This window comes from Terrimonas pollutisoli, from assembly GCF_029360765.1.
GTDB lineage: Bacteria > Bacteroidota > Bacteroidia > Chitinophagales > Chitinophagaceae > Terrimonas_B > Terrimonas_B pollutisoli.
The window spans coordinates 101,358-126,980 of record NZ_JARKNA010000005.1 but is presented as its reverse complement, the minus strand read 5'-3'; the positions used below and the strand labels follow the sequence as shown (position 1 = coordinate 126,980).

25 protein-coding genes are annotated in these 25,623 nt (G+C 41.4%); 8 read left to right on the top strand and 17 right to left on the bottom strand.

Annotated elements, in window-relative coordinates:
* Positions 1 to 5: 5 nt before the first annotated feature.
* Positions 6 to 521, top strand: a complete 516-nt coding sequence (locus P2W73_RS11135; RefSeq protein WP_276502114.1) for a hypothetical protein — start codon at positions 6 to 8, stop codon at positions 519 to 521.
* A gap of 554 nt (positions 522 to 1,075) precedes the next feature.
* Here P2W73_RS11135 and P2W73_RS11130 read toward each other — a convergent pair.
* Positions 1,076 to 2,332 (bottom strand): hypothetical protein, encoded by a 1,257-nt coding sequence (locus tag P2W73_RS11130; RefSeq protein WP_276502113.1) that lies wholly within the window; start codon positions 2,330 to 2,332, stop codon positions 1,076 to 1,078.
* A 173-nt stretch (positions 2,333 to 2,505) separates the two neighbouring features.
* Entirely contained in the window at positions 2,506 to 5,088 is a 2,583-nt protein-coding gene (gyrA, locus tag P2W73_RS11125) for a DNA gyrase subunit A (protein ID WP_276502112.1), read from the bottom strand.
* 51 nt (positions 5,089 to 5,139) lie between these two features.
* Here gyrA and P2W73_RS11120 point away from each other — a divergent pair, with 51 nt between their 5' ends.
* Together P2W73_RS11120 and P2W73_RS11115 are read left to right on the top strand one after the other, a co-directional pair.
* On the top strand, positions 5,140 to 5,337 hold the full coding sequence (locus tag P2W73_RS11120) for a hypothetical protein (RefSeq protein ID WP_276502111.1): 198 nt from the start codon (positions 5,140 to 5,142) through the stop codon (positions 5,335 to 5,337).
* Complete coding sequence (locus tag P2W73_RS11115) at positions 5,338 to 6,681, top strand: hypothetical protein (RefSeq protein WP_276502110.1); 1,344 nt, start codon at positions 5,338 to 5,340, stop codon at positions 6,679 to 6,681.
* A gap of 179 nt (positions 6,682 to 6,860) precedes the next feature.
* Here P2W73_RS11115 and P2W73_RS11110 read toward each other — a convergent pair whose 3' ends face one another.
* The gene (locus tag P2W73_RS11110; RefSeq protein WP_276502109.1) at positions 6,861 to 7,436 is read right to left on the bottom strand and encodes a porin family protein; all 576 of its coding nucleotides are present in this window, start codon (positions 7,434 to 7,436) and stop codon (positions 6,861 to 6,863) included.
* A gap of 94 nt (positions 7,437 to 7,530) precedes the next feature.
* On the opposite strand from P2W73_RS11110, the gene P2W73_RS11105 reads away from it, so the two are divergent.
* The gene (locus P2W73_RS11105; RefSeq protein ID WP_276502108.1) at positions 7,531 to 8,868 is read left to right on the top strand and encodes a saccharopine dehydrogenase C-terminal domain-containing protein; all 1,338 of its coding nucleotides are present in this window, start codon (positions 7,531 to 7,533) and stop codon (positions 8,866 to 8,868) included.
* Here the strand turns inward: P2W73_RS11105 and P2W73_RS11100 are convergent.
* From P2W73_RS11100 to P2W73_RS11085, 4 genes are all read right to left on the bottom strand, one after another.
* Positions 8,865 to 9,557 carry an SIR2 family NAD-dependent protein deacylase gene (locus tag P2W73_RS11100; RefSeq protein ID WP_276502107.1) on the bottom strand — a complete coding sequence of 231 codons (693 nt, stop codon included), beginning with the start codon at positions 9,555 to 9,557 and terminating at the stop codon, positions 8,865 to 8,867. The two genes, P2W73_RS11105 and P2W73_RS11100, sit on opposite strands and share 4 nt — an antisense overlap.
* Before the next feature lie 70 nt (positions 9,558 to 9,627).
* A complete protein-coding gene (locus tag P2W73_RS11095; RefSeq protein WP_276502106.1) occupies positions 9,628 to 11,352 on the bottom strand; it encodes a vWA domain-containing protein in 1,725 nt (574 codons plus the stop codon).
* 66 nt (positions 11,353 to 11,418) lie between these two features.
* Entirely contained in the window at positions 11,419 to 11,856 is a 438-nt protein-coding gene (locus tag P2W73_RS11090) for a hypothetical protein (RefSeq protein ID WP_276502105.1), read from the bottom strand.
* Positions 11,857 to 12,146: 290 nt separating this feature from the next.
* A complete protein-coding gene (locus P2W73_RS11085) occupies positions 12,147 to 12,554 on the bottom strand; it encodes an EVE domain-containing protein (RefSeq protein ID WP_276502104.1) in 408 nt (135 codons plus the stop codon).
* A gap of 152 nt (positions 12,555 to 12,706) precedes the next feature.
* Here P2W73_RS11085 and P2W73_RS11080 point away from each other — a divergent pair, with 152 nt between their 5' ends.
* Positions 12,707 to 13,261 carry a fasciclin domain-containing protein gene (locus P2W73_RS11080; RefSeq protein ID WP_276502103.1) on the top strand — a complete coding sequence of 185 codons (555 nt, stop codon included), beginning with the start codon at positions 12,707 to 12,709 and terminating at the stop codon, positions 13,259 to 13,261.
* 144 nt (positions 13,262 to 13,405) lie between these two features.
* Here the strand turns inward: P2W73_RS11080 and P2W73_RS11075 are convergent, their stop codons facing one another.
* From P2W73_RS11075 to pdhA, 4 genes are all read right to left on the bottom strand, one after another.
* Complete coding sequence (locus P2W73_RS11075) at positions 13,406 to 14,125, bottom strand: (Fe-S)-binding protein (protein ID WP_276502102.1); 720 nt, start codon at positions 14,123 to 14,125, stop codon at positions 13,406 to 13,408.
* A 22-nt stretch (positions 14,126 to 14,147) separates the two neighbouring features.
* Positions 14,148 to 14,648, bottom strand: a complete 501-nt coding sequence (gene ribH, locus P2W73_RS11070) for a 6,7-dimethyl-8-ribityllumazine synthase (protein WP_276502101.1) — start codon at positions 14,646 to 14,648, stop codon at positions 14,148 to 14,150.
* A gap of 4 nt (positions 14,649 to 14,652) precedes the next feature.
* The gene (locus P2W73_RS11065; protein ID WP_276502100.1) at positions 14,653 to 15,342 is read right to left on the bottom strand and encodes a tetratricopeptide repeat protein; all 690 of its coding nucleotides are present in this window, start codon (positions 15,340 to 15,342) and stop codon (positions 14,653 to 14,655) included.
* Between the two features lie 93 nt (positions 15,343 to 15,435).
* The gene (gene pdhA, locus P2W73_RS11060) at positions 15,436 to 16,431 is read right to left on the bottom strand and encodes a pyruvate dehydrogenase (acetyl-transferring) E1 component subunit alpha (protein ID WP_276502099.1); all 996 of its coding nucleotides are present in this window, start codon (positions 16,429 to 16,431) and stop codon (positions 15,436 to 15,438) included.
* 146 nt (positions 16,432 to 16,577) lie between these two features.
* Between pdhA and recF the strand changes: the two genes are divergently transcribed.
* From recF to P2W73_RS11045, 3 genes are read left to right on the top strand one after another with little or no spacing between them, the layout of a single operon-like run.
* Positions 16,578 to 17,660 (top strand): DNA replication/repair protein RecF, encoded by a 1,083-nt coding sequence (gene recF / locus P2W73_RS11055; protein WP_276502098.1) that lies wholly within the window; start codon positions 16,578 to 16,580, stop codon positions 17,658 to 17,660.
* Positions 17,657 to 18,052, top strand: coding sequence for a hypothetical protein (locus tag P2W73_RS11050; protein WP_276502097.1), 396 nt, complete (start codon positions 17,657 to 17,659; stop codon positions 18,050 to 18,052). Before recF ends, P2W73_RS11050 begins: the two co-directional genes overlap by 4 nt.
* A 12-nt stretch (positions 18,053 to 18,064) precedes the next feature.
* Complete coding sequence (locus P2W73_RS11045) at positions 18,065 to 18,346, top strand: DciA family protein (protein ID WP_276502096.1); 282 nt, start codon at positions 18,065 to 18,067, stop codon at positions 18,344 to 18,346.
* Here P2W73_RS11045 and P2W73_RS11040 read toward each other — a convergent pair.
* From P2W73_RS11040 to P2W73_RS11015, 6 genes are all read right to left on the bottom strand, one after another.
* Positions 18,340 to 18,783, bottom strand: coding sequence for a CBS domain-containing protein (locus tag P2W73_RS11040; protein WP_276502095.1), 444 nt, complete (start codon positions 18,781 to 18,783; stop codon positions 18,340 to 18,342). The two genes, P2W73_RS11045 and P2W73_RS11040, sit on opposite strands and share 7 nt — an antisense overlap.
* Before the next feature lie 516 nt (positions 18,784 to 19,299).
* The gene (locus P2W73_RS11035) at positions 19,300 to 19,791 is read right to left on the bottom strand and encodes a hypothetical protein (protein ID WP_276502094.1); all 492 of its coding nucleotides are present in this window, start codon (positions 19,789 to 19,791) and stop codon (positions 19,300 to 19,302) included.
* A 36-nt stretch (positions 19,792 to 19,827) separates the two neighbouring features.
* Entirely contained in the window at positions 19,828 to 20,703 is an 876-nt protein-coding gene (locus tag P2W73_RS11030; RefSeq protein WP_276502093.1) for an aldose 1-epimerase family protein, read from the bottom strand.
* A gap of 73 nt (positions 20,704 to 20,776) precedes the next feature.
* Positions 20,777 to 23,002, bottom strand: a complete 2,226-nt coding sequence (locus P2W73_RS11025) for a B12-binding domain-containing radical SAM protein (RefSeq protein ID WP_276502092.1) — start codon at positions 23,000 to 23,002, stop codon at positions 20,777 to 20,779.
* Positions 23,003 to 23,053: 51 nt separating this feature from the next.
* Positions 23,054 to 24,517, bottom strand: a complete 1,464-nt coding sequence (locus tag P2W73_RS11020) for an early set domain-containing protein (protein WP_276502091.1) — start codon at positions 24,515 to 24,517, stop codon at positions 23,054 to 23,056.
* Positions 24,508 to 25,521, bottom strand: coding sequence for an aspartyl protease family protein (locus tag P2W73_RS11015; protein WP_276502090.1), 1,014 nt, complete (start codon positions 25,519 to 25,521; stop codon positions 24,508 to 24,510). The genes P2W73_RS11020 and P2W73_RS11015 overlap by 10 nt, the downstream gene beginning before the upstream one ends.
* Positions 25,522 to 25,623: the final 102 nt, after the last annotated feature.

The window sequence follows — 25,623 nt, the reverse complement described above, 5'->3', positions numbered from 1 at the left end:
TGCCCATGACACCGGAATTACAAGCCGCCTGCGAAGCAATTTTCCAGGAACATAAAAGCCATCCTTTTTCATGGAACAAGGATGTATTTCATGGCCGTATATCTACCGGTATGCTCGACCTGGCAAAGGAAGTACTGATCGAAAAGAATATCATCTACTACCAGCATCCCGGCAAAAAACTGGTCACCCTGTTAAACCCTGAAGTGGCAAAGGCCGGCAGTTTCACCGAAGCGTTGGGAATGGTTTCCGGCAAACCTATTGTATTCACCGTGGCTGAAAAGCCGCTGCCACCTGTCATCAAAATAAACCATCAACCCAAGGAATCTCCGGCCCCGGTTGTTCAAATTAAGCAACCGGAAATTATAAGGGAGCCGGTTAGCGAAACTCCAGCAATCAAATGGTATCTGCGGCCGGTATTTGTGTATTTCATCTGGCCCTTACTCGGGGCTGTTGTTTTCTGGCTGATCGCTTATTTCATCAGCACCGGCTATGATGAGTTATTTTTCAAAAAAAAGAAATAACCCACCGGTAATAATTTACGCAGCGAACGCAAAGAAGAATGAGTAGTTTTCAAATCACTGCGATCCCGGCCTATTGTCAGCTAATCGGGAATATTCCAGCGCCTTGTTTTTCGCCGATTTATCGGCCACCTAATTTCAAGAGACTGCAAGCGAAAAACACAGCGCATCCAGAGGCTACTCATGACACGCAGCGGAGTCTTGTGCCTGTAAGTTTTTAAAATTTCATGTTGTTCTCATCGGCCAATTCTGCAGTGGAAATTTTCACATAAGAAAATGTACTGCATAGAATTGGCCTTGAATTTTCTTTGTTACTTTCTTTTTTTTTAAGAAAAAGAAAGTAAACAGAGTCTGCTTATCCGAAAGAAATAATCGGGAAACAGGTACATGTTTAAACTATAATGTAATAAGCACGGATAAAAATTTGGGCAAGGATAAGCTATCGTCAGGCAGGTTTGCTTTTCTTAGCCGTCTTTGCGAGAAAATACTTTCGGCAAACCCTGGCTATAAAAAAAGCCGCTTCGTAAAGCGGCTCTTTCATAAATATATCGTTCAGCTTATTTAATGCTCAGGTAAAGGTCACCCCATTTCTTAGCCTCTGCCGTATATTTTGCAATCTCAGCAGGTTTGCCTTTAGCCTGTTCCTTTTTATAGTTGTAAATATCTTCCAGGAAGCCAGCAGCTTTTTTGTATTGTTGTTTATCGCTGCCATTAAGATTGGCAAGCCCTTTTTTTGCGAATATGGCAGCCGCCTTTTCATAAGGCTCTCTACCTGCTTCCAGGTATTCGCCATACTTCTTGTCTGATTTTTTTACTTTTTCAGCTTTTACCATTACGAAGTAGTCGCCGATCACCAGGTAAGGAAGTTGCTCATCGGCTTTCGCTTCGGCAGCAGCAGTGAAAGCAGCCACCATTTTTTTCTCAATTTCTTCTGCATTAGCCGGAGGCACTGCTCCTTCTACTTTTGAATTCAATGTATCATACAATACCTGGCCGAGTGATAAATTGGCTTTGTAGTTGGTAGGATCTTTGGCCAGCACTTCTTCCAGTGATTTTACCTTTGATTCAAAGCTTGACTCCAGGCCTACAGCGAAATCAGTTTTATCATACGTGAAAAATTCGCTGCCGGGATAAAGCTCTTTACCCAACGCTTTATATTTTTCAAAATTGGCCATATCCTTTTTAGTGAAATAATGTGTGACCAGGAAGCGGTAAATGCTTTCATAGTTAGCACCGGTTATTTTTGCATCGGCCAGCTTTGCATAGTATTTAGCTGCTTCATCTTTTTGATTGCTGTTTTCAGCGGTGATGGCGGCAAGAATAACGGCATTGGTATCCAGCGGGCTGGTCAGCAATTGCTGGCTGCTCAACAGGGATGAATAATCATTTACCTTCTTGAATGATTCATAAGCCTCAGCAAATTTTTTAGCCTCGTACTCTTTATAACCAACATTGAAATAGCCGGAATAAATATTGACCAGCGAATTTTTATATACCGGATCTTTTAACAAGGCAAGGCCTGGTTCCATTTCCTGGTATTTTTTAAAGGCGGCTTCGGCTTCTGCTCTAAGTGCAGCACCTTCAGGAGTATGCACAGTTGCACTGTCTGCTGCAAGACCGGCATAGATAGTAGACTTTAAAATAAAAGCCTCAGGCTTGCTGGCAAATTTTGCATTGGTCATTCTTTTATCTACATCCTCTTTTGCTTTTTTATATTGGTTAAGCATTACAAATTGTTTGATCTCATCGTAACTCTGTGCTTTTACCATAAAAGCAGCCATGAGCATCAGTAAGGCGAATGTGACTTTTTTCATTTGTTATTTTTTATTGTTTTTAGCCAAAACTTGTCCCGAACTTGTTTCGGGATGGAATTCGTCCGACTATAAACGTCGGGACTCATTTCATATGTTTTTTGTTATTGTTTTTGAGCCATTGGGCAATTCCACAGCCGGCTCATTTTTTCAAATTTAAATTGATAAAATTTCTTTTACTGTTCCGTTGTATCATCCAAAGATGAATTTTCATTTCCATTCGTTGCGTCAGGCAGCCCATTTCCTTCGCCGTTCGCCGTTTCATTTTCGGGTTGATCCTGGTCATCCAGCTGGGTAATGGCGGCAATTTCATCTCCATTATCGAGACGGATCAGCTTCACACCCTGTGTGGCCCTTCCCTGTTCACTGATATCAGCCACCTTCATCCGGATGGTAACGCCGCTTTTACAGGTAATCATCATATCCTGGGATTCGTCCACGGCAAGCAAGCCTACCAGCTTACCTGTCTTTTCTGTTACACTGATAGTTTTGACTCCTTTTCCGCCGCGGTTGGTGTAACGGTATTCATCCACTTTCGTTCTTTTTCCATAACCTTTTTCACTGACCACCAACACCGTTTTTGATGCATCCGTTTCTGGATTTACACAAATCATACCAACTACTTCATCTGTAACGTCCTCTACTTCAATACCGGCAACGCCAATAGCTCCACGGCCTGTCGCTCTTACTTTTTCTTCGGAAAAACGGATGGCTCTGCCACTCTTCACTCCCATCATGATCTCGCATTTGCCATCAGTCATTCTTGCTTCGAGCAACTCATCGCCTTCTATGATATTGATAGCATTTACTCCGGTTAAACGGGGACGGCTGAAATCCTGCAGCTCTGTTTTTTTGATAATACCTTTCTTGGTACAAAGTACGATATTATGCGAGTTGACGAATTCTTCATCTTTCAGATCCTGTACATCAATGATGGCTCTTACTTTGTCGTCGGATGGAATTTGAATCAGGTTTTGTATGGCTCTGCCTTTACCAGCCTTCTCTCCTTCCGGTACCTGGTATACATTCAACCAGTAACATCTTCCTTTCTCGGTAAAAAATAAAAGGGTGTGATGCGTAGACGCTACAAAAAGGTGTTCAATATAATCCTCATCTCTTGTTCTTCCACCCATAGCTCCGCGGCCACCACGTTTTTGCGCCCTGTAATCTTCAGCCGGTGTACGTTTGATATAACCCAAATGCGAAATGGTGATCACCACATCCTCTTCTTTGATCAGGTCTTTGAGACTCATCTCATCATCGAGATAAGTGATTTCTGTTCTTCTTTCGTCACCAAATTTATCCTTCACTTCCAACAATTCGGTCTTGATGATATCAAAACGCATTACCTCGTTGGCCAAAATTTCTTTTAAATGTGCAATGAGTTTCATCAGTTCATCATGCTCTTCTTTTATCTTTTCTCTTTCCATTCCTGTCAACCGTTGCAGGCGCAACTCCAGGATGGCTTTGGCTTGTATCTCATCCAGTCCCCAACCAGCGTTGATTAAATTATCTTTAGCTACGTCAGGTGTAGCCGAAGCACGGATCAGGGCTATCACTTCATCGAGGTGATCCAGGGCTATCAAGTAACCCTTTAAGATATGGGCTCTTTTCTCTGCTTCTCTTAATTCATATTGTGTACGGCGAACGACCACTTCATGACGAAACTCCACGAACTCACTGATCATTTCTTTTATGTTCAGTGTCCGCGGACGTCCTTTTACGATCGCTACATTGTTGATGCCATAGGAAGTTTGAAGATCGGTATGCTTATACAGCTGGTTGATGATCAAATTAGGAACGCCATCTCTTTTCAAATCGATTACAATGCGGGTTCCTTCTTTATTGTTTGATTCATTGTTGACATGAGCAACGCCTTCAATGACTTTTTCATTTACCAACACACCAATGCGGTTAGTGAGTTCATCCCTGTTTACCTGGTATGGCACCTGGGTGATAATGATTTGCTCACGGCCACTTGGTTTTGCATCTACATGCAACTTGCCACGCAATACCACACGGCCACGACCGGTTTGCATCGCCGCTTTAACACCTTCCATTCCATAGATGATGCCACCTGTTGGAAAATCAGGAGCCTTTACATGCTGCATTAACTCTTCTACCGTTATCTGCCGGTTATCAATAAATGCAACGCAGCCATCTATTACTTCAGACAGGTTGTGCGGCATAATATTCGTAGCCATACCGACTGCGATTCCACTGGAACCGTTTATAATCAGGTAAGGAATACGTGTTGGTAAAATCGTGGGTTCTTTCTCTGAATCATCAAAGTTGAGTTGGAAGTCGACAGTGTCTTTGTCAAGATCTTCCAACATATACTCGGCAATCTTCTGTAGTCTTACCTCTGTATAACGCATAGCCGCCGGGCCATCACCATCTTCATTACCAAAGTTACCTTGGCCGTCTACCATCATGTACCGCATGTTCCATTGCTGGGCCATACGTGCCATAGCGTGATAAACAGACATATCGCCATGCGGGTGATATTTACCCAACACCTCTCCTACGACACGGGCTGATTTTTTAAACGGGCGGTTGGATCGCAATCCCAATTCATTCATCGCAAAAAGAATCCGGCGATGAACAGGCTTTAAGCCATCTCTGATATCAGGCAATGCACGGCCCACAATTACCGACATCGAATAGTCGATATAGGCCGTCTTCATTTGCTCTTCTATATTAACGGGGATGATCCTGTTAATGTCGCTGGTTTCCTGGGGTTCAAAATTATCTTCCATGTGCTCTTTTTCGTGACTGTTTAAACGATTGTTTTTTTGTAATAAGTCCTTATGAATAAAGGGTTTTCAAAGGCTGGCAAATCTACCTTTTTTGAAGCTCAAAACCTGATAAAAGAAACTGTTTTTTACCCTATTTTTCCACCCTTGTGGATTATTGTTGAACTGTTAGAACTCTTGATTTATAACAAGCCTTTGGCACTTGGCGGCATAAATTTTCGTTTACTTAGCACTACCAAAGAGAACCCATAAATGGCAAGCTATTTATTGCTTCGTGATAATAAGGAATCTGGTCCATTCTCGGTGGAAGACCTAAGAAAAGCCGGATTAAAACCCTATGATCTTATCTGGGTGGAAGGCAGAAGTGCTGCCTGGCGTTATCCCTGTGAAATCGAGGAGCTGAAACCTTTTGCCCCCGTGGTTGAAGAACAACCCTTCGATCGTTTTTTTAAAAGAAATGAACCGGAAAGTGAACCAAAGGCTGAAATTAAAGAAGAACCACCCGTCAAAGAAGAGTATTTAAAATATGCCCCGATAGAAAAAAAAGAAGAGCCGGCATTCTCACCTAAACGTTCCGTGTTTGTAACACTTCCCAATCAAAAGCAAGTTGTAACCGAAAGGCCGGTAGTAGCTGAAAGACCAGCGAAAAAAGAGCCTCAAAAAGAGATGACTCCCCCGCCTGTTATTTCCATTACGGAAACAGCCCCTGTTGCAGAAATAAAATACTCACAACCTCTTGATGAGATCAAAGAAATGTATGTAAAAACGCTGCAGGATCGTAGAAGCAGGATGGCCAAAAAAACCATCTGGTTAGGTTGGGCAAAAAAAGCGGGTGTTGTTGTTGGGCTTATAGTCGTGGGCGTCCTGGCGGGCCTCGCCATCCGTTCCAATAACGGGAAAGAAGATAAGGTTACCAATGAAATGGTGAAGACAAATACAGCTGTCACCCATACTGCGCTTAGCCAGCCGGCTGAAGAGCAACCGGGAACACAAAATGAACCGGCGAACGAATTGTCTCCTGCTACCGTTATCAAAAAAAATGAGGAGGGTGTAGCGAATTATAATCAGCCCGGCAATACGGGTGAAGAAAAAACTACGTTAAGGATCAGGAAGGAAACGATGCTGATTGTTCCCAAACAAAAACCCGTTTTTGATAACCGGCAAACTCCGCCATCATCCGGGGTTGATGAAATCACCGGCGAGAGAAGCAGGAAACTGAGAATTGCCGATGAAAACATCGCCGCTGTAACCGAAGAAAAATCAGCACAGGTAAAAACAAACAAGACTAGTTTGCGTGACCAGGTTTCAGTATCCAGTAATGATTATAAAATAGTAGCCTTTGGCGGCATCCGGAACCTCTACCTGACGGTCACCAACAATTCGAAATACGAATTGGATCATGTGATTGTAGAATTGCAATACCTGAAACCAAGTGAAGAACCTTTACGCACAGAAAATATCAACTTCAAATCCATCGCCGCGAATTCTTCCGCTACTATCCGGATACCAGATACCAACCGGGGTATAAAAGTTTCTTACAAAATCATCAACATTGACAGTAAGCAAAGTGCCGGTGATGTTGCCGGCCGTTACTGATAAAAATTAAACGATGAAAAAGTGATGTTGTTAAACACATCGCTTTGTTATCTCTTCCCTTCGGTTTGTCTATGTAAAATTTATTTGTTCTGGTCAAAGCTGCTAATTGCTTAAAAAAAGAGCCAACGGATATTCATTGTACCGTTGACTCATGGATTAAAAAAAGGAAATTACTTAATCTATTTTCCCAGCCCGATGGAAAGACCCACCTGTATCACACTGTTTTTAAAATCAGGATCAATACCGGATGAAGGTTCAAAGTCACCTACCTTGGACAGCCCTACCAGGTAACGGGCCCCGATACCAAGACCACCTTTTGTTTGAAAACCTAATCCCGCGGCGGCAGACAGGTCAAGGTTTTTGGCGAAATCACCAATGGTTTCATCGCTTACATTTTCACTTAATTTAAAACCAACCTGTGGTCCGGCTTCCGCATAAAAGCCAGCCGGCGATCTCAGTTTCAACATAACGGGTACGGTGAGATAAGTCAGCTTCCAATCATAGCTTCTGTTTGCGCTATCAATTCGGGCACCCTGCGTTGAGATCAATGCCTCCGGTTGTAGAGATAATGCCCCAAACGAAAAGTTTAAAAAGCCACCACCGTGAAAACCAACGATTGCTTTTTTCTTTACTGCATCAAAATCTCCGCCGCTGAAGTTGGAAATATTAGCTCCTGCTTTAATACCCGCCGTCACACTTTGCGCATATGTAGCAGAACCAGCCAAAAGGAATAAGAACAAAATTGTTTTTTTCATAAAAGGGTCATTTAATCATTAATTCTTTTTAATAATAGTACCTGTTATAAACTCCCAAATAAAGTGCCAACGGATTTATCCTGATATTTGTCGCATGAAGCAAATCATGTTGTTTGGAGCAGGAAAATCTGCAACAGTGCTAATCGATTATTTATTGGCCAATGCAAAAAAAGAAAAATGGCATGTAACCGTAGCCGATGCCAACCTGCAACTGGCTATCGACAAAATTAACGACTCTCCTTTTGGCACGCCTGTTTCGTTTGATATAATGGATGGGGAGCAGCGTCGAAAAAAGATCGCTGCTGCTGATATTGTCATTTCTATGCTACCACCCGTATTGCATAGCGAAGTTGCGCATGACTGTGTTCATTTTTCCAAGCACCTGCTTACTGCATCCTATGTTGATGAACATATTCAAAGACTGAAAACTGCAATAGCAGGCAAGCAATTGATTTTTTTGTGCGAAATGGGGTTGGATCCCGGCATCGATCATATGAGTGCCATGAAAATTATTGATGAAATTCATGCAAAGGGTGGAAAAATCATTTCATTCAAATCACATTGCGGCGGATTGGTAGCGCCTGAGAGTGATGACAACCCCTGGCATTATAAAATAAGCTGGAATCCCCGCAATATCGTAATGGCAGGAAAAGCCGGTGCGGTTTACAAACAGGATAATGAAGTGTGTAAAGTGCCTTATGAGAAACTTTTTGACAATGATGAAATGGTAACGGTTCCAGGTTTGGGTGATTTTGCTTTTTACCCCAACAGGGATTCACTCTCTTATATACCGGTTTACGGTTTAGAAGAAACAGCCACTTTTATGCGGACAACATTGCGACATCCTGATTTTTGCAAGGCATGGAATTACGTAGTGAAGGCGGCATTAACAGATGAAGAGAAATCAGCCGTATTAGCTAATGAAAAGAATTGTAGTTTTAAAAATTGGCTCGACAAAACCATTGCACTGCATACTGATGCAACGAGCTTTGATGATTTTTTAAAACGATATGCACCGGCGGAAGAGGAAGCATTGATCAAAAAAATGTTTGCATTTATTGGATTGCTGAGTAATGACAGAGTTCCTTCCAATCTTTTCAGCGCTGCGGATATAATGCAATATGCGTTAGAAAACAATCTCGCCCTGCAACCTCATGACAGCGATATGATCGTAATGCTTCATGAATTTGTTTATGAAATAAATGGCGTTCAATCGGCAATAAAAAGCTCACTGGTAGTGAAAGGAGAAAACAGTTTGCGTACAGCCATGGCCAAAACAGTGGGGTTACCATTGGGAATTGCAGCTAAACTGATATTGAATGGAACTATAAAAACGCCGGGCCTGCACATTCCAACAATAAAAGAAATTTACGAACCCGTGTTGAAAGAATTGGAGCTGGCAGATATAAAATTTGACGAGCAGTATTCTTAGATCAATTGGTTTAGTAATAACTGTAACTCCTTTATACCTTCCGTTGCCGGTTTTTCGATAACGGTTAGGTTCCTGACGTGATTGGTGTCAGGTACACGTTTGTCAATAATAAATTTTGGAGTAAAAGCAGGTACATAGTTAACCAGGCCTGCTGCCGGGTAAACAACCAATGAAGTACCTGCCACCACAAAGATGTCGGCACTGTTTGCCACTGGTATTGCTTCTTCTATCATGGGGACAGGTTCTTCGAACCAAACAATATTAGGTCGAAGTTGGGCGCCGTCTTCAGCCTTATCCCCTAATTTCATATCGGTGCGGATATCATAGATGAGACCGTGGTCCCGTTCGCTTCTCATTTTAAATATTTCACCATGCAAGTGCATCACCTTAGTAGAACCTCCTCTCTCGTGCAAGTCATCAATATTTTGCGTGATGATCGTTACGTCAAAATCTTTTTCCAATGCGGCGAGACCAATATGCGCCGCATTAGGCTTTGCTGCTGCCACATCCCTGCGGCGCATATTATAAAAATCAAGGACTAACTGCGGATTTTTTCTCCATGCTCTTGGAGTAGCCACTTCTGTGACATCATAGCCTTCCCAAAGCCCGTCGCTGTCACGAAATGTTTTTAAACCACTTTCAGCACTGATGCCGGCACCGGTAAGAACAACTAATTTCTTTTTTGTCATGAATCAAATTTAGTGACAAAAATTGGAGACATGAGTTGACACATGTCTCCAATTTAAAAAATCAAAACGATCAATTTTTGGCTAGAGAAACTGCCGACTGCACCAATTGTACAAACTCTGAACGATAACCATTTATGTCATTTCCTTTTGCACTTTTAGCTAAAGCAATTACCTGCTGGTAGTTTGATTGTTGCTTGAAAGCTGAATTTCTCAGCAGCAACCCGAATTCAGCAACCGCGGCAGCAAATCTAAAATTGTCGGAAGTATTGTTCAAGTTAATATGGTTGTCTCTTACTGTACTTGAAATTAACTTACTTATATCTCCATTTGGTTGTTTATAACGAAGTTTTATGGTCATGACCTCATTGCTATTGCCAGTTATTCTTTTTTCATTGCTTTGATATTTTAGCGAATCAATCGATTTTGTAAAATCATCTTTTATCCCCATAGGTATCACTTCATAGAGAGCGGTAACAGTATGTCCCGAGCCTAATTCACCGGCGTCTTTTGTGTCGTCATTAAAGTCTTCATCAGCTAATATCCTGTTTTCATAGCCTATCAGCCGGTAAGCCTGTACATTAATGGGGTTGAACTCGATTTGGATCTTCACATCTTTTGCGATGGTGAATAATGTGCTTCCGAATTCGTTTACCAGCACCTTTCTTGCTTCATTTATATTATCGATATAAGAGTGATTGCCATTCCCTTTATCCGCCAATTGCTGCATTTTGCTGTCTTTGTAGTTTCCCATTCCATAACCCAATACAGAAAGAAAGACTCCGGATTTTCTTTCAGTTTCTATTAATCTAACCATTTCATCATCGCTGCTTACCCCTACATTGAAGTCACCATCTGTTGCAAGTATGACGCGGTTGTTACCTTCTTTCAAAAAGTTTTCACGGGCTACTTTATAGGCCAGCTTTATCCCTTCACCACCGGCAGTTGATCCACCGGCTTCCAGGTTATTAATGGCTTCTTTTATTTTCACCTTATTAGTGCCGCTGGTAGACGGCAACACTAACCCTGCACTGCCGGCATATACTACAATTGCCACCTTATCTTTTTCACGAAGCTGGTCGGTTAGCATGTTCATGGACGCCTGTACTAGTGGCAGCTTATTGGGTTCATCCATTGATCCGGATACATCAATTAAAAACACGATGTTGGCAGGCGGTAGATTCTCAACAGGAATTTCTTTTCCCTGTAAGCCGATATGTATCAAACGGTGCTTTTGATTCCACGGGCAATCTGACATTTCCGTATTTACAGTGAATGGTTCATCGCTCATCGGCTTGGGATAGGTGTACTCAAAATAATTAATCATTTCCTCTATCCTTACTGCACCTGCAGGGGGAATGGAGCCATTTTGTAAATATCGGCGTACGTTGCTGTAAGCTGCTTCATCCACATCAATGGAGAAAGTAGAAAGCGGATTTTGTGTAGCGGCAAAAAATTTATTTTCAACGATATTGTCATATTCTTCGGTATTAAAATGTTCTTTCTCTTCTTCAATTTTCATAAAAGCGACTCCTTCGTCAGCTAAACCATCCTGCCTGACCTCAGATATTTCCCTGTCTTCTACAATCATTGGAGGTGCAAGTTTTGCGTCCTCATTTTTTGGAAATGGTTTACCGTCTGTTGGAGGTTTTTGGAGATGGTCTATTGTCACACTCTTTATTGTCACCTTCTCTACGTGGTCTGCTTTTTCTTTTGAAGAATTTGTATTTGCCCGTTCATTACAGGCAATAAAGATCAGTAGCAGCAATGCTGCCAATACAGTAAGTAATATTTTCATGGCAAAAAGTGTTGTGTTGTAATTAAGAGATGCTTTGTCTTTGTTTTTGCATAAAAGAGTAAACCTTTATTTCACTTTCGTGAATTGCAAAACAACGCTGTCAGCAGAAAGCAACCTGAGGTTATTGTTGTTCAGAAGAGATATAGTAAACAGCTCGCCGCTTGTATCAGCAGGATGCTCCATCCAGGTAAATTGATCGTTTTTATTCCATTCGTAGCGGGAACTATCTGCTGTTAACGAATCTCCAACTGAAAGTGTAATGGCGCCGTCTTTTTTAAATTCATACTTATACTTCTTTAGATCCGGCTCAATAATCCCGATAATGCCTAACATGGAATTATTTGCAGAATCCTTCAAGGTATATAACGAATCCAGTTTCCATTTGCCAATGATTTTTTCCTGTTGAATAGTATTGCTGGTAGCAGGATTGTTTTCCTTTTGCAACAGGTAATAGGTTGCTGCTCCGGCTGCTACTATCAGCAGCCCGATGAATGCTTTTTTCATTTTATTATTTTTAAGGGTTGTTGAAGAAGAGACAATAAAAACTATTGCCGGTGTTCAACGGCCTGTCTTGAACATCGAACCTTTAAGAGGTCTGCAATAATTTTTATGGCTTAGTTCATATGGTATTGAGGTGAGACTTCAACCATTGATTCCACAACCAGGAAAAAAGTAACCCTTGTTTGTAAAAAAATATTTGACTGGTGATAGCACTTAACTTTTTATTATTAAAAAAGGTTTGTCCTGTTCGAACAAACCTTTTTCCAAGCCCATTTTATTTATAAGTCAACAACTCATTTTTCTCCGGCCATTTCCATCACTATTTTCCATTCTTCTTCAGTAACCGGCTGAACGGATAGCCGCCCCAGTCTTACCAAAGCCATATTCGCTAATCGTTTGTCGGCTTTTACCTGTGTCAGCGTGACTGGCTTTTTCAATTTTTTATATGGCTTCAGATCCACGGCTGACCAATCGTCCTTTGTTGTGGGATCCTGGTATGCCTCTTTCGCCACTTTGGCAATCCCAACAATCTCGGTTCCTTCATTGCTGTGGTAAAACAAAACCTCATCGCCTTTCTTCATAGCTCTCAGGTGAAGTCTTGCAGCATAATTACGAACGCCATCCCAAACAGTTTGTTTGTCTTTCTGAAGTTGATCCCAACTATAAGTAGAAGGTTCAGATTTTGCGAGCCAGTATGCCATACGTTTAATTGTTGTGTTTAGATTTCAAAAATAAACCGAAGTGAATAAATAAAGAATGGAATTTTTAAAACCGATCTTTTACCGTTTAACGTATTTGTATGCGATGGGCTGCTGCACAGCCTGATTAATCAAAACCTAAAAGCAACAATTTTATGAAATCAATTAAAGCAATCGGTCTTGCTCTTGTGGCAACAACGCTGATGAATGTATCGTATGCACAAAAAGAAAAAACAGTAGAAGTTGGTGGAGCAGCAATGTATCCTGCCAAAAACATTGTCGAGAATGCAATGAATTCCAAAGATCACACTACACTGGTAGCTGCTGTAAAAGCCGCCGGGCTGGTTGAAACCCTGCAGGGTGTCGGACCTTTCACCGTCTTTGCTCCTACCAATGCAGCATTTGATATGCTGCCTGCAGGCACGGTGGAATCACTGGTGAAACCTGAGAATAAAGAGAAACTTGCCAGTATACTTACTTACCACGTTGTTACCGGAAAATTGGATTCCAAAGAATTAGAGAAATGGATGAAAAAAGGAAATGGCACTGCAGAGCTGACAACTGTTGCCGGTGGCAAATTATGGGTGATGAAAAAAGATGGCAAATGGTGGGTGAAAGATGAAAAAGGCGGAATAGCTACTATCACTATTTCCAACGTTTATCAGAGCAACGGCGTGATCCATGTTGTTGACCATGTGTTGATGCCGTAGGAAAAATTCGGAACCACGCTTTATTAGATTTGAATGGATTAATGGGAAAGAGTGGTTGATGTCACCTAAAAACATAAAGAAGAAGCAGCGATACCTGCTCCTTCTTCCTTATAATCCTTTTTAAATTCGATCAATCGTGGTTCTTTACCAGCCATTGGCCAGCACATCAGCCAGGTGAAGTGTTTTTAGATTGTAGCCTTTGTGTTTTATATAACCACTCAGGTGCATCAGGCAGGAGTGATCAGTCGAAATAAGATATTGTGCGCCGGTAGCCAACGCATTTTCTACTTTCTGCTCCCCCATACCGATTGATATGGCTTCAAACTTTACAGCAAAGGTTCCGCCGAAGCCACAACAGGTTTCCACGTCATTCATTTCTGTTATCTCAAGACCTTTTACATTGGATAAAAGCTTACGTGGCTCTGTCTTGATTTTACACTCTCTCAATCCCGCACAGCTGTCGTGATAGGTGGCCTTACCATTCAATTCAGCGCCTACGTTTTCAACCTGCAGCACGTTGATCATAAATTCTGAAAATTCATAAATACGGTTGCCGATATTTTTCACCTCGTTATGCTGCGACGAATTGTCAAAAAGTTTTCCATAGTAATTACGGACAAAGCCCACACAACTTGCACTGGGCGCCACGATATAATCGCTGCCCTCAAAGTCTTTCAGGAATTTTGTACATACTGATTTTGATTCATCCCAAAAGCCAGCATTAAAAGCCGGTTGGCCGCAGCAGGTTTGATCAGTATTATAAGAAACAGTGCAGCCTGCCTTTTCCAACACTTTTATCATGTTAAATGCGGTATCGGGATAAAGCTGGTCTACAAAGCAGGGTATAAAAAGTTGAACGTTCATGCCTGGGTTACTTAAATAACAACTACTTTTTAAAGGAACGGGATAAGGAGATCATCTTAAGGGCTGTAATAGCCGCTTCACTTCCTTTGTGCCCGTGCTTTCCTCCAATTCTTTCCCGGGCCTGCTCATCATTATTTACAGTCAATACTCCAAATATAACCGGAACAGGCAGGCATAGATTTAATTGGGTTATCCCATCCGTTACGGCCTGGCATACATATTCAAAATGCGGCGTATCACCTCGCACCACGCAGCCAAGGCCAATGAAAGCATGCGGTAATTTTTTCTTCGCCGTGTTATCCCAATAATTTTTAATGGCAAAAGGAATTTCAACAGCGCCGGGCACAGTGATCGAAACTATTTTTTTGACCTTATGATTTTCTAACTCAGCTATCGCTCCCCGTTCCAGTTCATCAGCAATAGCGGCGTTCCATTCTGTTTTGACCAAAACAACACAGGCATCCTCAATGTCAAGGATGCCTGTATCAATCTGTAAAAGTTTGCTGTTTGCTATATCAGCCATAAAATTAATTCACGTTGTAAACACCTAGTTGTGCCAGGTAATTGTCTGCATCAAAACCTTGCTGTGTTCTTGGATATTTTTCTTTTAATTCTTTGTATAAAGCAATTGCTTCTTTTTGATTTTTCATCACCCGGTCAGCGAGGTAGGCTGCCAGGAATAAAGCTTCAGCAGAGTTTGCCTGGTCTTCTTCAAAATGATGCGCTGCTTTTTTATAGTAATCCAGTGCATCATCATTTTTACCAAGATCAGCTGAAGCATCGCCCAATAATTTATAGGCTCTTTGCTGTATTTGCTTTGCGTCGCTGCTGAACTCTTTCAAATGTTTGATGGCATTGGTGTTGTCATCCATTTTAATATAGCAGCTACCCGCATAAAAATGAGCCAGGTTAGCCGCATCGGTACCGCCATATTTGCTGATGATTTTCAGGAAACCCATCGACTGGCCGTCACCATTTAACGCAGCATTGACGGAATCTTTGCGGTAATAATCTTCCGCTTTAAATAATGCGTCAGCAGCTTTTTCTTCTTTAGGTTTTTGTACCAGGTTCTTATAGCCCCAAAAACCGCCGACCAGTAAAAGCAGTACGGTACCAACAATAAGGATAGGTTTGCTATTTCTTGTCCAAAAATCTTTTGCTTTGGCAAGTGCTACGTCTCCAGATTCAACACTCTGCACATTTTTCTGTTCTGACATTTTTATGTTGCTTGTTTTAATTTGTATTTTATAATATGGCAATAATAAATGATTGGCCCATTTGATCCGCCTGTCTTTTTCGTGGCTTACGTGTTAGTCAATTATAAATGGATAATTCTGATCCACGTACACATCTTTCAGCACTTCATCATCATCTGGCCAGGGGCTTTCCTCGGCAAATTTTACAGAAGCTGCTACTGTTTCATCAATTCTTTTATCAATTACATTCAGGCTCTCTTCAGTAGCAAATTTATTGTCGAGGATAGTTTTGCGGACTATCTGTATAGGGTCTTTTAATTTATACTCGTCTACTTCTTCTTTTGTACGGTATTTCTGCGGGTCGCTGATAGAATGTCCTTTGTAGCGATAAGTTTTTATTTCCAACAGTGTAGGGCCACCTTTTTCTCTCGCTCTTTTTACTGCTCTTGCCACACCTTCATGTACAGCTTCGGGCTGCATACCATCGATAACATCAGCGGGCATTTCATAACCATCAGCCAATTTATAGATATCGACTACATTGGAAGTACGCTCCACTGATGTACCCATTGCGTAGTTATTATTCTCGCAAATAAATATCACTGGCAATTTCCACAACATGGCCAGGTTAAATGATTCGTGCAGGATACCCTGGCGGGCTGCACCATCACCAAAATAGCAAAGCACCACATTATCCGTATCACGGTATTTTTCCGCAAAAGCGAGGCCGGTACCGGTACCAATTTGTGCACCTACGATACCATGTCCGCCATAAAAGTTTTCTTTTTTTCCAAAAAAGTGCATGCTGCCACCCTTACCTTTCGCACATCCGGTAGCTTTACCATACAACTCAGCCATACAGCTATTGACACTAATGCCTTTGGCAATAGCAAGTCCGTGATCACGATATGCGGTAATAAAAAGGTCTTCAGGTTTTGTAGCAGTCATACATCCGGCGGCAATCGCTTCCTGCCCGATATAGGCATGAAAAAAACCACGGATCTTACCTTCCATTTTGTACTTTTCTTCCGCCATTAATTCAAACTGGCGGATCAACTGCATCAGCTCGTACCAGTACAGGTATGTCTCTTTAGAAAATTTGGTAGCCAAGGGTTAAAAATTTGAGGGGCAAAAATAAGGGAAAGTTGCAAAGTTTTGAAGTTCCGTGTTTTAAAGTTTTTGACCCCTATCTGCCTGAAAATAACTCCTTTTAGACTTTAGCTGAACTCAAAACTTAGAACTTATATTGCAGTTTAATGCTTCAGCTTCATTCCATATCGTTGTTTCAGTTCAAAAACTACACGAACCAGGCATTTGACTTCAGCCACCGGATAGTCGGTATATGCGGCAATAACGGAGTAGGTAAAACCAACCTGCTGGACGCTATTCACTATCTCTGTTTTACCAAAAGCTACTTCACCCGGGCTGACGCCGGCAGCACTCAACAAGGCAGGAATGGCTTTAGAATCGAGGGAAATTTTTCATTGCAGGCAAAACCGGAAAAAGCGGTTTGCATTTTACGGGAAACAGGCAAAAAGGAGTTCCTGGTGAATGATCAGTCTTATGATAAATTTTCACAACATATAGGCCATTACCCCTGCGTGGTGATCGCACCCGATGATGCCACACTGATAACCGGTAGTAGTGAAGAACGGCGAAAGTTTCTTGACTCCATGCTTTCTCAGCTGGATGAGACTTACCTGCAAAATCTTATTACTTATACCAAAGTATTGCAGCAAAGAAATTCACTACTGAAGGCCTTTGCGGAATCGGGCAACCGGAATTGGGCATTGCTGGATGTGCTGGATCAGCAGTTGATAAAGCCCGGCGAACGTATTTTTAATAAACGAAAAGATTTTTTGATATCCTTTTTGCCTGCTGTAAAACATTTGTATCTCGACATAGCCCGCCAGCAGGAAGATATCAGCTTGTTTTACGAAAGCGAATTGCTGGAAGCCGGTTTTGAAGACCTATTAACGACCACCCGGCAAAAGGACTGTTTTGCGCAGCGGACCACCACGGGGATTCACCGCGATAATATTGAAATAAACCTGGGAACCCAACCATTTCGCACAATTGCTTCACAAGGCCAGCGAAAAAGTCTTTTGTTTGCGCTAAAGCTGGCCGAAATGGAAGTACTGCAAAAGGAAAAAGGGTTCCCTCCCCTGTTGTTGCTGGATGATGTTTTTGAAAAGCTTGACGAGGACCGCATTGGCAACCTGTTGCAAAGAGTTTGCGCCGAAAATGAAGGACAGGTTTTTATTACTGATACGAATCAGGAAAGACTGAGAAATAATCTGAATGCTCTATCCGTAAATTATCAGCTTATTGAATTATGAAAGAAGAACTTGAAGAAATTATCAACCTTATTGAAAAAAATAGTGATCCTAGCCAAGCATACATTGATTTAATTGTAGACAGAGATGACTTTTCTACTATTACAGGTAACCCTCTAGGCCTACGTCTATTGGCTTCAGAATTGCTAAAAAGATCAATTGAGATCGAAGAAGGCTACTTGGTTACTGCTGATATCCCAGATGCCAAATGGGTTCTTAACGACAATCTGCCTTTGTCTATTGTCGGGGTATCATCAAGCCAAATTGAAATCCTAAGTAAAAAGAAGAACGAAGAAAATGAAAAACCAACGGGAAGTTGGGGCTGTGTATTTGTCTTAGTGATTATTATTGCCTTAATTGTTCTTGGAGTAATTTACCTAATCAATCTCTTTTAATAACTTTGCCGCATGGGTCAATATTCACTTGGTTCTGCCATTCAGCAATTCTTAAATCAAAGCCGGATAAAAGGTGATATCCAGGCCATGCAGATCGAAGACGTATGGGAGAAGATCATGGGAAAAACAATTGCCCGCTATACCGACAAGCTCCAGATTTTTGGCGATAAATTGATCATCACCACACAGGTTGCCCCCTTAAAACAGGAACTCATTTACCAGAAAGAAAAAATTATTCTACGGGTAAATGAGGCACTGGGACAAAAAGTAATAAAAGAAGTTGTGATTCAGTAAGAATAACTCAGCGACATTTTTTTATCCCCATTGTCAAAAATAGCGTTTCGGTGACTCACAGCTTCCTGCAAAACATCCTCGCAAGAAACGACACCCAAAAAATTAAGGTTTTTAAATACCGGCACGTAGCGTACATTATACCGGCTCATCATCATCATTACATCCTCTACAGTATCCTCGGCATCGGCAACGGGCCAACGTGTGTTCATTAGCTGATTTACCTTGGTCAGCGTGATAGACCGGTTGTTAAAAATAGTTTTTGTTGCAATGTCATGCTCTGTCAACAGGCCTAAAAATCGTTCATCTTCATCCATCACAATCAGGTAGTCGGTGTTCTGACAACTCATTCTGCACAACGCGTCACTAATGGTACAGTTGGGAGAGATCTTGTTAAAGTGAGATTGCTTCTTGGCGAGAAGTACAGTTACGTTTTCCATACAATGAAGGTTTATTGGGTTAAACAATAGGTTCAATTCACGGGTATGTCTCACGTCGGAATGAGCAAGTTACGACATTCTAAAGCCTTAAATTCGAGGGGAACTACTCTTTTTGCTGCTGGAATTACGCCGCTTTTGTTTAGCAAAAAATAAGCCACGGCCGTATTTAGAATAAAATTTTTTCAATCTTTCGGCAGGAGTTGACTTTCAATCTTTTTGTTTGATCGAGAATGATGTCGCAACAATATTATTTTATGGTCTGTACCAGTTGTACATTATTTTCTACATGTATTGGCAAATACAATTAACGTGAGGGCGTTGAACACAGACTTGTAGCAACTGAAAAAGTACCGTCATGCTTTTTGAACTGACATCAGCCCTAAACATCGGCGATATTAAGAATGAATTGACCCAATATGATCCTGCCTATGAACAGGGCTTTCTGCTGATAGTCTGTGATTCGTCAGGCCGAAACAAAAGCCCAAGAAAACTGAAGTTGCCGTTTTCGGGTCAAGGTTATGTTTTGTCGTTTGTAAAAACATGATAAAAGTATTTGATATTGTCAGTATCCCCGTAATGAAATCTTTTAAATGCCTTCGCAATAGGGTCAGTAATATTGCCATTAGATAACTTAACGACAATTGGCGTCATTGTTATTCCGCTTGGCAAATTTGCATCTTCTTGTTTTAGCCAAGTCCCATCGTTATTTTTTATCATGACTTCCCCAACGTAGGCTCCTGCAACAAATATTGTTTCTGCGAAATCATCCACTTTCAACCCTTCATCACTAAATCGTTGAAGAAATTTGTCAACAAACTCTAATGTGTCAACCGAATAGTCAAGTTCTATTCTATCATTATTTTTTACCGCATCGACAAACTGTTGAGCAAACCTATGTCTATTGTCAGGTGTTGGAGTGAACTGGAGATTAAGCCCTCGTGTTGGCATCGGGCCTTTGTCAGGTTTCTTGTTGTTTCGTTTGCCAAATAAATTTTTTAAAAAACTCATAAGATTGATGGGTATAGCTGTAATGGTACCAACAATTTAATAAGCGGTGAAAGCCCAGCTTCTCTCAAACTGGTCAGTTGAGTCCAGCACATTGATTCCTTCTTTTTCAGTCAGCTGCTGGTTGCTGTTGACACTGTCGGCAATGCCACACCAGGGTTCTATGCAAACAAAATCGGCGCCTTTGGCGGCCCATATGCCGAGATAGGGAAATCCTGTAAAATCAAAGTCAAAAATTTCACCGTATTGACCTGATACCAGTTTCACACTTGTTGATTTCAGTTTTTTAAAAACGATCGCATCGGTATAAAATAACTCTTTTGCAAGCGGCAACCGGTTGGTATCCGTCATCAATGGTATTGGCTCCTCTTTTATTAAACCTTCATCCGAGATTGGCCATCGGCCCGCATTTTCTTTTTTATTAAACTCCAGCCAATAATCAGTATAGTCAGTACCGGCGAACACCGGCAGCTTGAACGCAGGATGTCCGCCAACGGAGAAATATAACTTTTGATTGATGTCGCCTTTATTTACGACGCGGTAGGTTACCTGCAGCCGGCCATCTTTTACGGAATAAATAATATCAAACTTAAACTGGAAAGGATATTTCTCCAACGTAACATTATTCCGAATTAGCGTAAAAGTGATAGCGGACGCATTTTGATTGGTCACTTCAAAATCCATTTCTCTTGCAAAACCATGACGGCTCAACCGGTACGCCTTGTTTTCGAAATAATAGGTGTCATTTTTTAATGAGCCGATTATCGGAAATAATACCGGAGATTTTTTGCCCCAGAAGGCCGGGTCGCCACTCCACATGTACTCGATATCTTTTTTCTTATTGTAAATGCTGTTGAGCTCCGCCCCTTTTGCGTTGATCTCTATTTTAAGATATTCGCTTTCCAATGTGAACATAGACAGATACTTTTATGTTGAAATAGCCAATCGTCAAAGCCAAAGTACGGGATCAATCAAACACGATAACTTTCTATAGCCTTAGCAATCCATATTTATACAAATTACTCACCGGTTTATTATCCCAAAATAATTCAAAATCTTCTAATCCTGCCGCCTCATAACTTTCTTTTAACTCCTGCACCGTAAACATCTTTGCATTGTGTATGGAGAGCTTTGGCAATGAGGATGCCAGCCACTCGCCTTGTGGCTTATTGACCTTTATTTCATGAATTTCTTTTTTTGTAATAAAAGAAAGGCTGACCATTTCCCTCGTATTTCCTTTTTTTGATTGGGTGAAATATTCCATGCCCGCATCTCTCCCCAGCCACAGCACTTTAGTGGTAGGTTTGGAAGAACTACCGTCATATTCATTCAGCGCATTGGCGATATAGTTTGGATCAATGCTTGTTTTGGGCACTTTGAAATCAAACCAATGTTGCAACGGATCATTCAAATGAGTGCCGTGCATATAGTTTAATAGTGATTTAGCTAATCCATATCCGAATGCCGGGTGGTCGGTGCCTGTGTGGTCAATATGTTCGATATCATTGTTGGCAAAACTCCCCATGGCTTCTGTCACTTTGCTCACATTATATTTTGCCGGATCCATTCCCACGGGACTATGTGCCGTCATGGTAAACTGGTGCCAGAAGGCTGATTGCAATATTCCCAATTTGAACATTTGCCTTACCATCTCCAATGAGTCAATGGTTTCCTGTGCGGTTTGAGTAGGAAATCCATACATGAGATATGCATGCACCATAATGCCGGCATCGGTAAAGTGTTTATTTACTCTTGCCACCTGTGACACCGTAATTCCCTTTTGTATCAAAGCCAATAACCTGTCAGAAGCAACTTCCAGGCCGCCGGAAACAGCAATACATCCGGAGGCCTTTAGCAGCAGGCAAAGATCGCGGGTAAAACTCTTTTCGAATCGGACGTTTGTCCACCAGCTAACGGTCAATTTTCGTTTCAAAATTTCCAATGCCAGTGCCCGCATCATAGCGGGTGGTGCAGCTTCATCTACGAAATGAAATCCGTTTTGCCCGGTTGTTGCCATTATCTCCTCCATCCGGTCACAAAGCTGTGATGCAGCAATGGGTTCATACACTTTTATATAATCCAATGAAATATCACAGAAAGTACATTTGCCCCAATAACATCCATGCGCCATAGTAAGCTTATTCCACCTGCCATCGCTCCACAGGCGGTGCATAGGATTGACCACTTCAATGGCTGAAATATATTTGTTCAGCAAAAGATCAGTATAGTCAGGCGTTCCTATATCCGCTTGTTTGTAGTCCCTGCAAAGGCTGTTGTTAAGGTAAGACACCCGTCCGTCGATCAATATAAAAGTTCGCTTTAGTTCTTCGACTGTTGCCTTTCCCTCTACGTGGTCAACCAATTTTTCTATCGGTGCTTCTCCATCGTCAAGCGTAATAAAGTCAAAAAATTCAAACACCCGGGGATCGGAAACAGAGCGTAATTCAGTATTAGCAAAACCTCCGCCCATCACCACTTTTGCAGCGGGATAGTTTCGCTTTATCCATTGGCCACAACGAAGGGATGTATAAAGATTACCGGGGAAAGGAACGGAAATAGCAACCAATTTAGGTTGTACTTTCCCGATATGTCTTTTCAGAATATCAATCAATATCTCATCAACATACGTAAAGGGTCGTTGCAAACTTTCATACAATTCATCAAAGCTATTAGCCGAACGACCTAATCGTTCTGCATAACGGCTGAATCCAAAATGATCATCCACGCATTCCTTGATAAGATCAGAAAGATCTTCCAGGTACATGGTGGCCAGGTGTTTTGCTTTATCCTGTATGCCCATTGATCCGAAGGCCCAATCCAGATCATCGATCTGTGCGAAGCGGGATGCTTCCGGTAAAAAATCCCGTTTGCATATTAAATGGGCTAATGTAGGGTTGTGTCCCTGCAAAAAAAGAATGACATCATCGATACTTCGGATATAATCGTCTTTTAATGCGATGATGCGCCTGGCGTTTGCAGAAACCTCCTTCAAATGTTTCGGGGAACCAGTTGAAGAATCTTCTTTTTCAATATGCGCAAATAAATCGGTCAGCCCCTGTTTTGAAAATATCGCCAGCGTGGCTTCAATGCCGAGGTCAGCCTGGAAAGAAGAAATGTTTTTGGTATTCAAAAATCCTTTGAGATAAGCCGTAGCAGGATACGGCGTATTCAATTGGGTGAATGGGGGTGTAAATAAAAAAACGGTTGCACTCAAGCCAGGTAAATTAAAGAGCAAAACTACGGCTTCATTCCTTGCAGGAAAAACTTAGTCTGATTCAAACCAGATTACTGAATTACCGGTGTTATGCTCGTTTTGTTCCCACAACTTGTTAGCGGGATCTAATATCCATTTACCATCGATGACAAATTTATAAAGATGCTTGCCGGTAGAAAGATGAGCGGTAAAGACCCATTCATCCCCTTCCCTCTTCATCAAAAAAGTATTGGGCGACCAATCATTAAACTCGCCAGCGAGATAAACATTTTTTGCATGGGGAAATCCTTTTAGCCGGAATGTATAATTAGGTTCAATAATAAAATAGGAATTCCCGTTTTTATCAGCCAGTCCCGGTTGACTAACCCATTTATTGTCCACAATAAAACGATAGAGATAATTCCCCGGCCCCAATGTGTAAGGCAATTCCCAACCTTTGGCCGTTTTTTTCATATAGAGTTCATCATTCCGCCATTTGTTGAAAGAGCCTGACAAAACCACTTGTCTTGCATCCGTATAGCCTTCCAGGAAAAACAAATACGATTTACCTATCCGGATAACTGAATTTACATCATTGAATTCATTGGGTAGTGTTTCCTTGTTTTGCGGATCACTCATCCATTTTCCATCTACGATATACCGGTAAGTATGTGTGCCATCAGCAAGATATAGTGGCAATTGCCATCCTGATACGGTTTCGTTCAATAATAACTCACGAGGCTCCCAGTTGTTGAAGCTGCCGGCCAGGTAAATTTTTTTTGCATTAGTGAAAGCAGGAAGCGTAAAAAGAATATTGGTTTTATAAAACACCGAGTTCATATTTCCCAGCCCGTCATTTTCGCTTAAGCGGTTGTCGGTATCAATTGTCCAGTTGCCATCTACTATAAATTTATACCAGTATTTGCCGGGACCAAGTTTGACCAACGCTATCCAGCCGCTATCTGTTTTCGTCATGGCGAGAGCTTTCGGATCCCAGTTATTAAAGCTGCCGGCCAGCATTACTCTTTCAGCATTCTTATTATTACGCAGGAAAAAGGTAACCACGGAATCATTTGTCGCAAATGGCTTTTTATTTTTGAAATTATTATAGCCATACACGACACGGTTGCTTACAGCGGGAAAACGTTGGGCAATAGAAGCATGCTTGTCAGTCAGCATGATCTTATTGGCGGGATTGCTCAGATCATCATAACTCCCTAATTTTTTACTGATGACAAATAATTCCGAATTGCTCAGGTCCAGTTTCCAGCCCAATTTTTTCAGCGAGTCGATATAAACTCCTTTTATAAATTGTTTCAGGGAAAGATCACCCAGGTCATATTGCGCAATAAAACTATCAATAGAGGCTTCGGATAAATTTTTACTGAGTGCAATAAACATTCTTCCATTCTTCACCGTATAGGCCTTCACAGTTTCCTGCGCAGTGGCCCCGCTCATCGCCAACATTAGCAGGATGACCAAACATACGGCAAGCTTTCTCTTTATGATGTGGTATGCAGTACCACTTATTTCCATATATACATTTTGCGTTTAACAAAGTTAAATCCAATTTTATGGAGTGAGAGAAAATCAAATCCCAGCATTCCATCAAGGCACTGATTATAGGAAAAGCACATTTTTTCCAGGTTAGTAACCAATACCGGCAGTGTTCCTATTTCCAGTTTTCCCAGTTTAATGTTTTTCATATCACCGTACAAAGCTTCTGTTTTTTGCGTGCCACTTCCTGCCAGCATGACCCGCCGGGTGATATTCACGTGAGCAAATATTTTTTCAGGCAGCCGGCTATCCAGCACGTTCGATTCAGCACCGGTATCAATAATAAATGTCAGCTTTTTGCCGGCAATTTCACCATGGGTTAGCAACTTATCTTCAAAAATGATGATCGGAAAAGTATTGTATAGTGATTCATCATTCAGCATTTCACTTTTATAAGTAGATGCTTCTTTCTTACCAATAAGATGCAGGTGGATCAAATTTTTTTCATAATCAATGATCATTTCAAACCGCTTGAAAAGTTGAAATCCCAGCAACCCAAGAATTTTGATACCCTTGCTATTCTCGATGTGACCAAGGTTTATCCGGTCGGCCTCTGCCTTGTAATATTTTATCGGTCCTAAAACGAGGTTGTTGACCATAGTTGGATTGGCCGAGGTGGTTCCGGTAATCCCACCCGATTCTATCTCTTCTCTATGCGAAGGGTAACCCCGGAAATAAGTAAGATTTAGTACCAGTTTAGGAGCACCGGTATCTAATATAAAATTGCCTTCTGTTGAATCAACTTTCGCTTTAATGATAATAAGGTTGCCCGCACGACTAAAGGGAATAATAGTTGTTGGCGTATCGCTTGTAACTATTGGTTCAACAAAACTTTTTAAGCTTTTCTCTTTTTTAAAAGGAAAATGAACGCTGTTTTGTTTTACTGCTACGGAAGAACCTGGCAAAATGTTTTTGGTATTTCCTGCTGCTAATGTGATGGCAGAGGCGATACATAAGCATATGATCTGGTTTATCGAAAGCATTGGCCTGGTTAGACCCATAAAGCTAAGAGTCGAATAAGCGGAGTTACTTACCGTTCAACCAAATGCAATTGAATTAATCTTAAAGAATCTATAAAATTAATA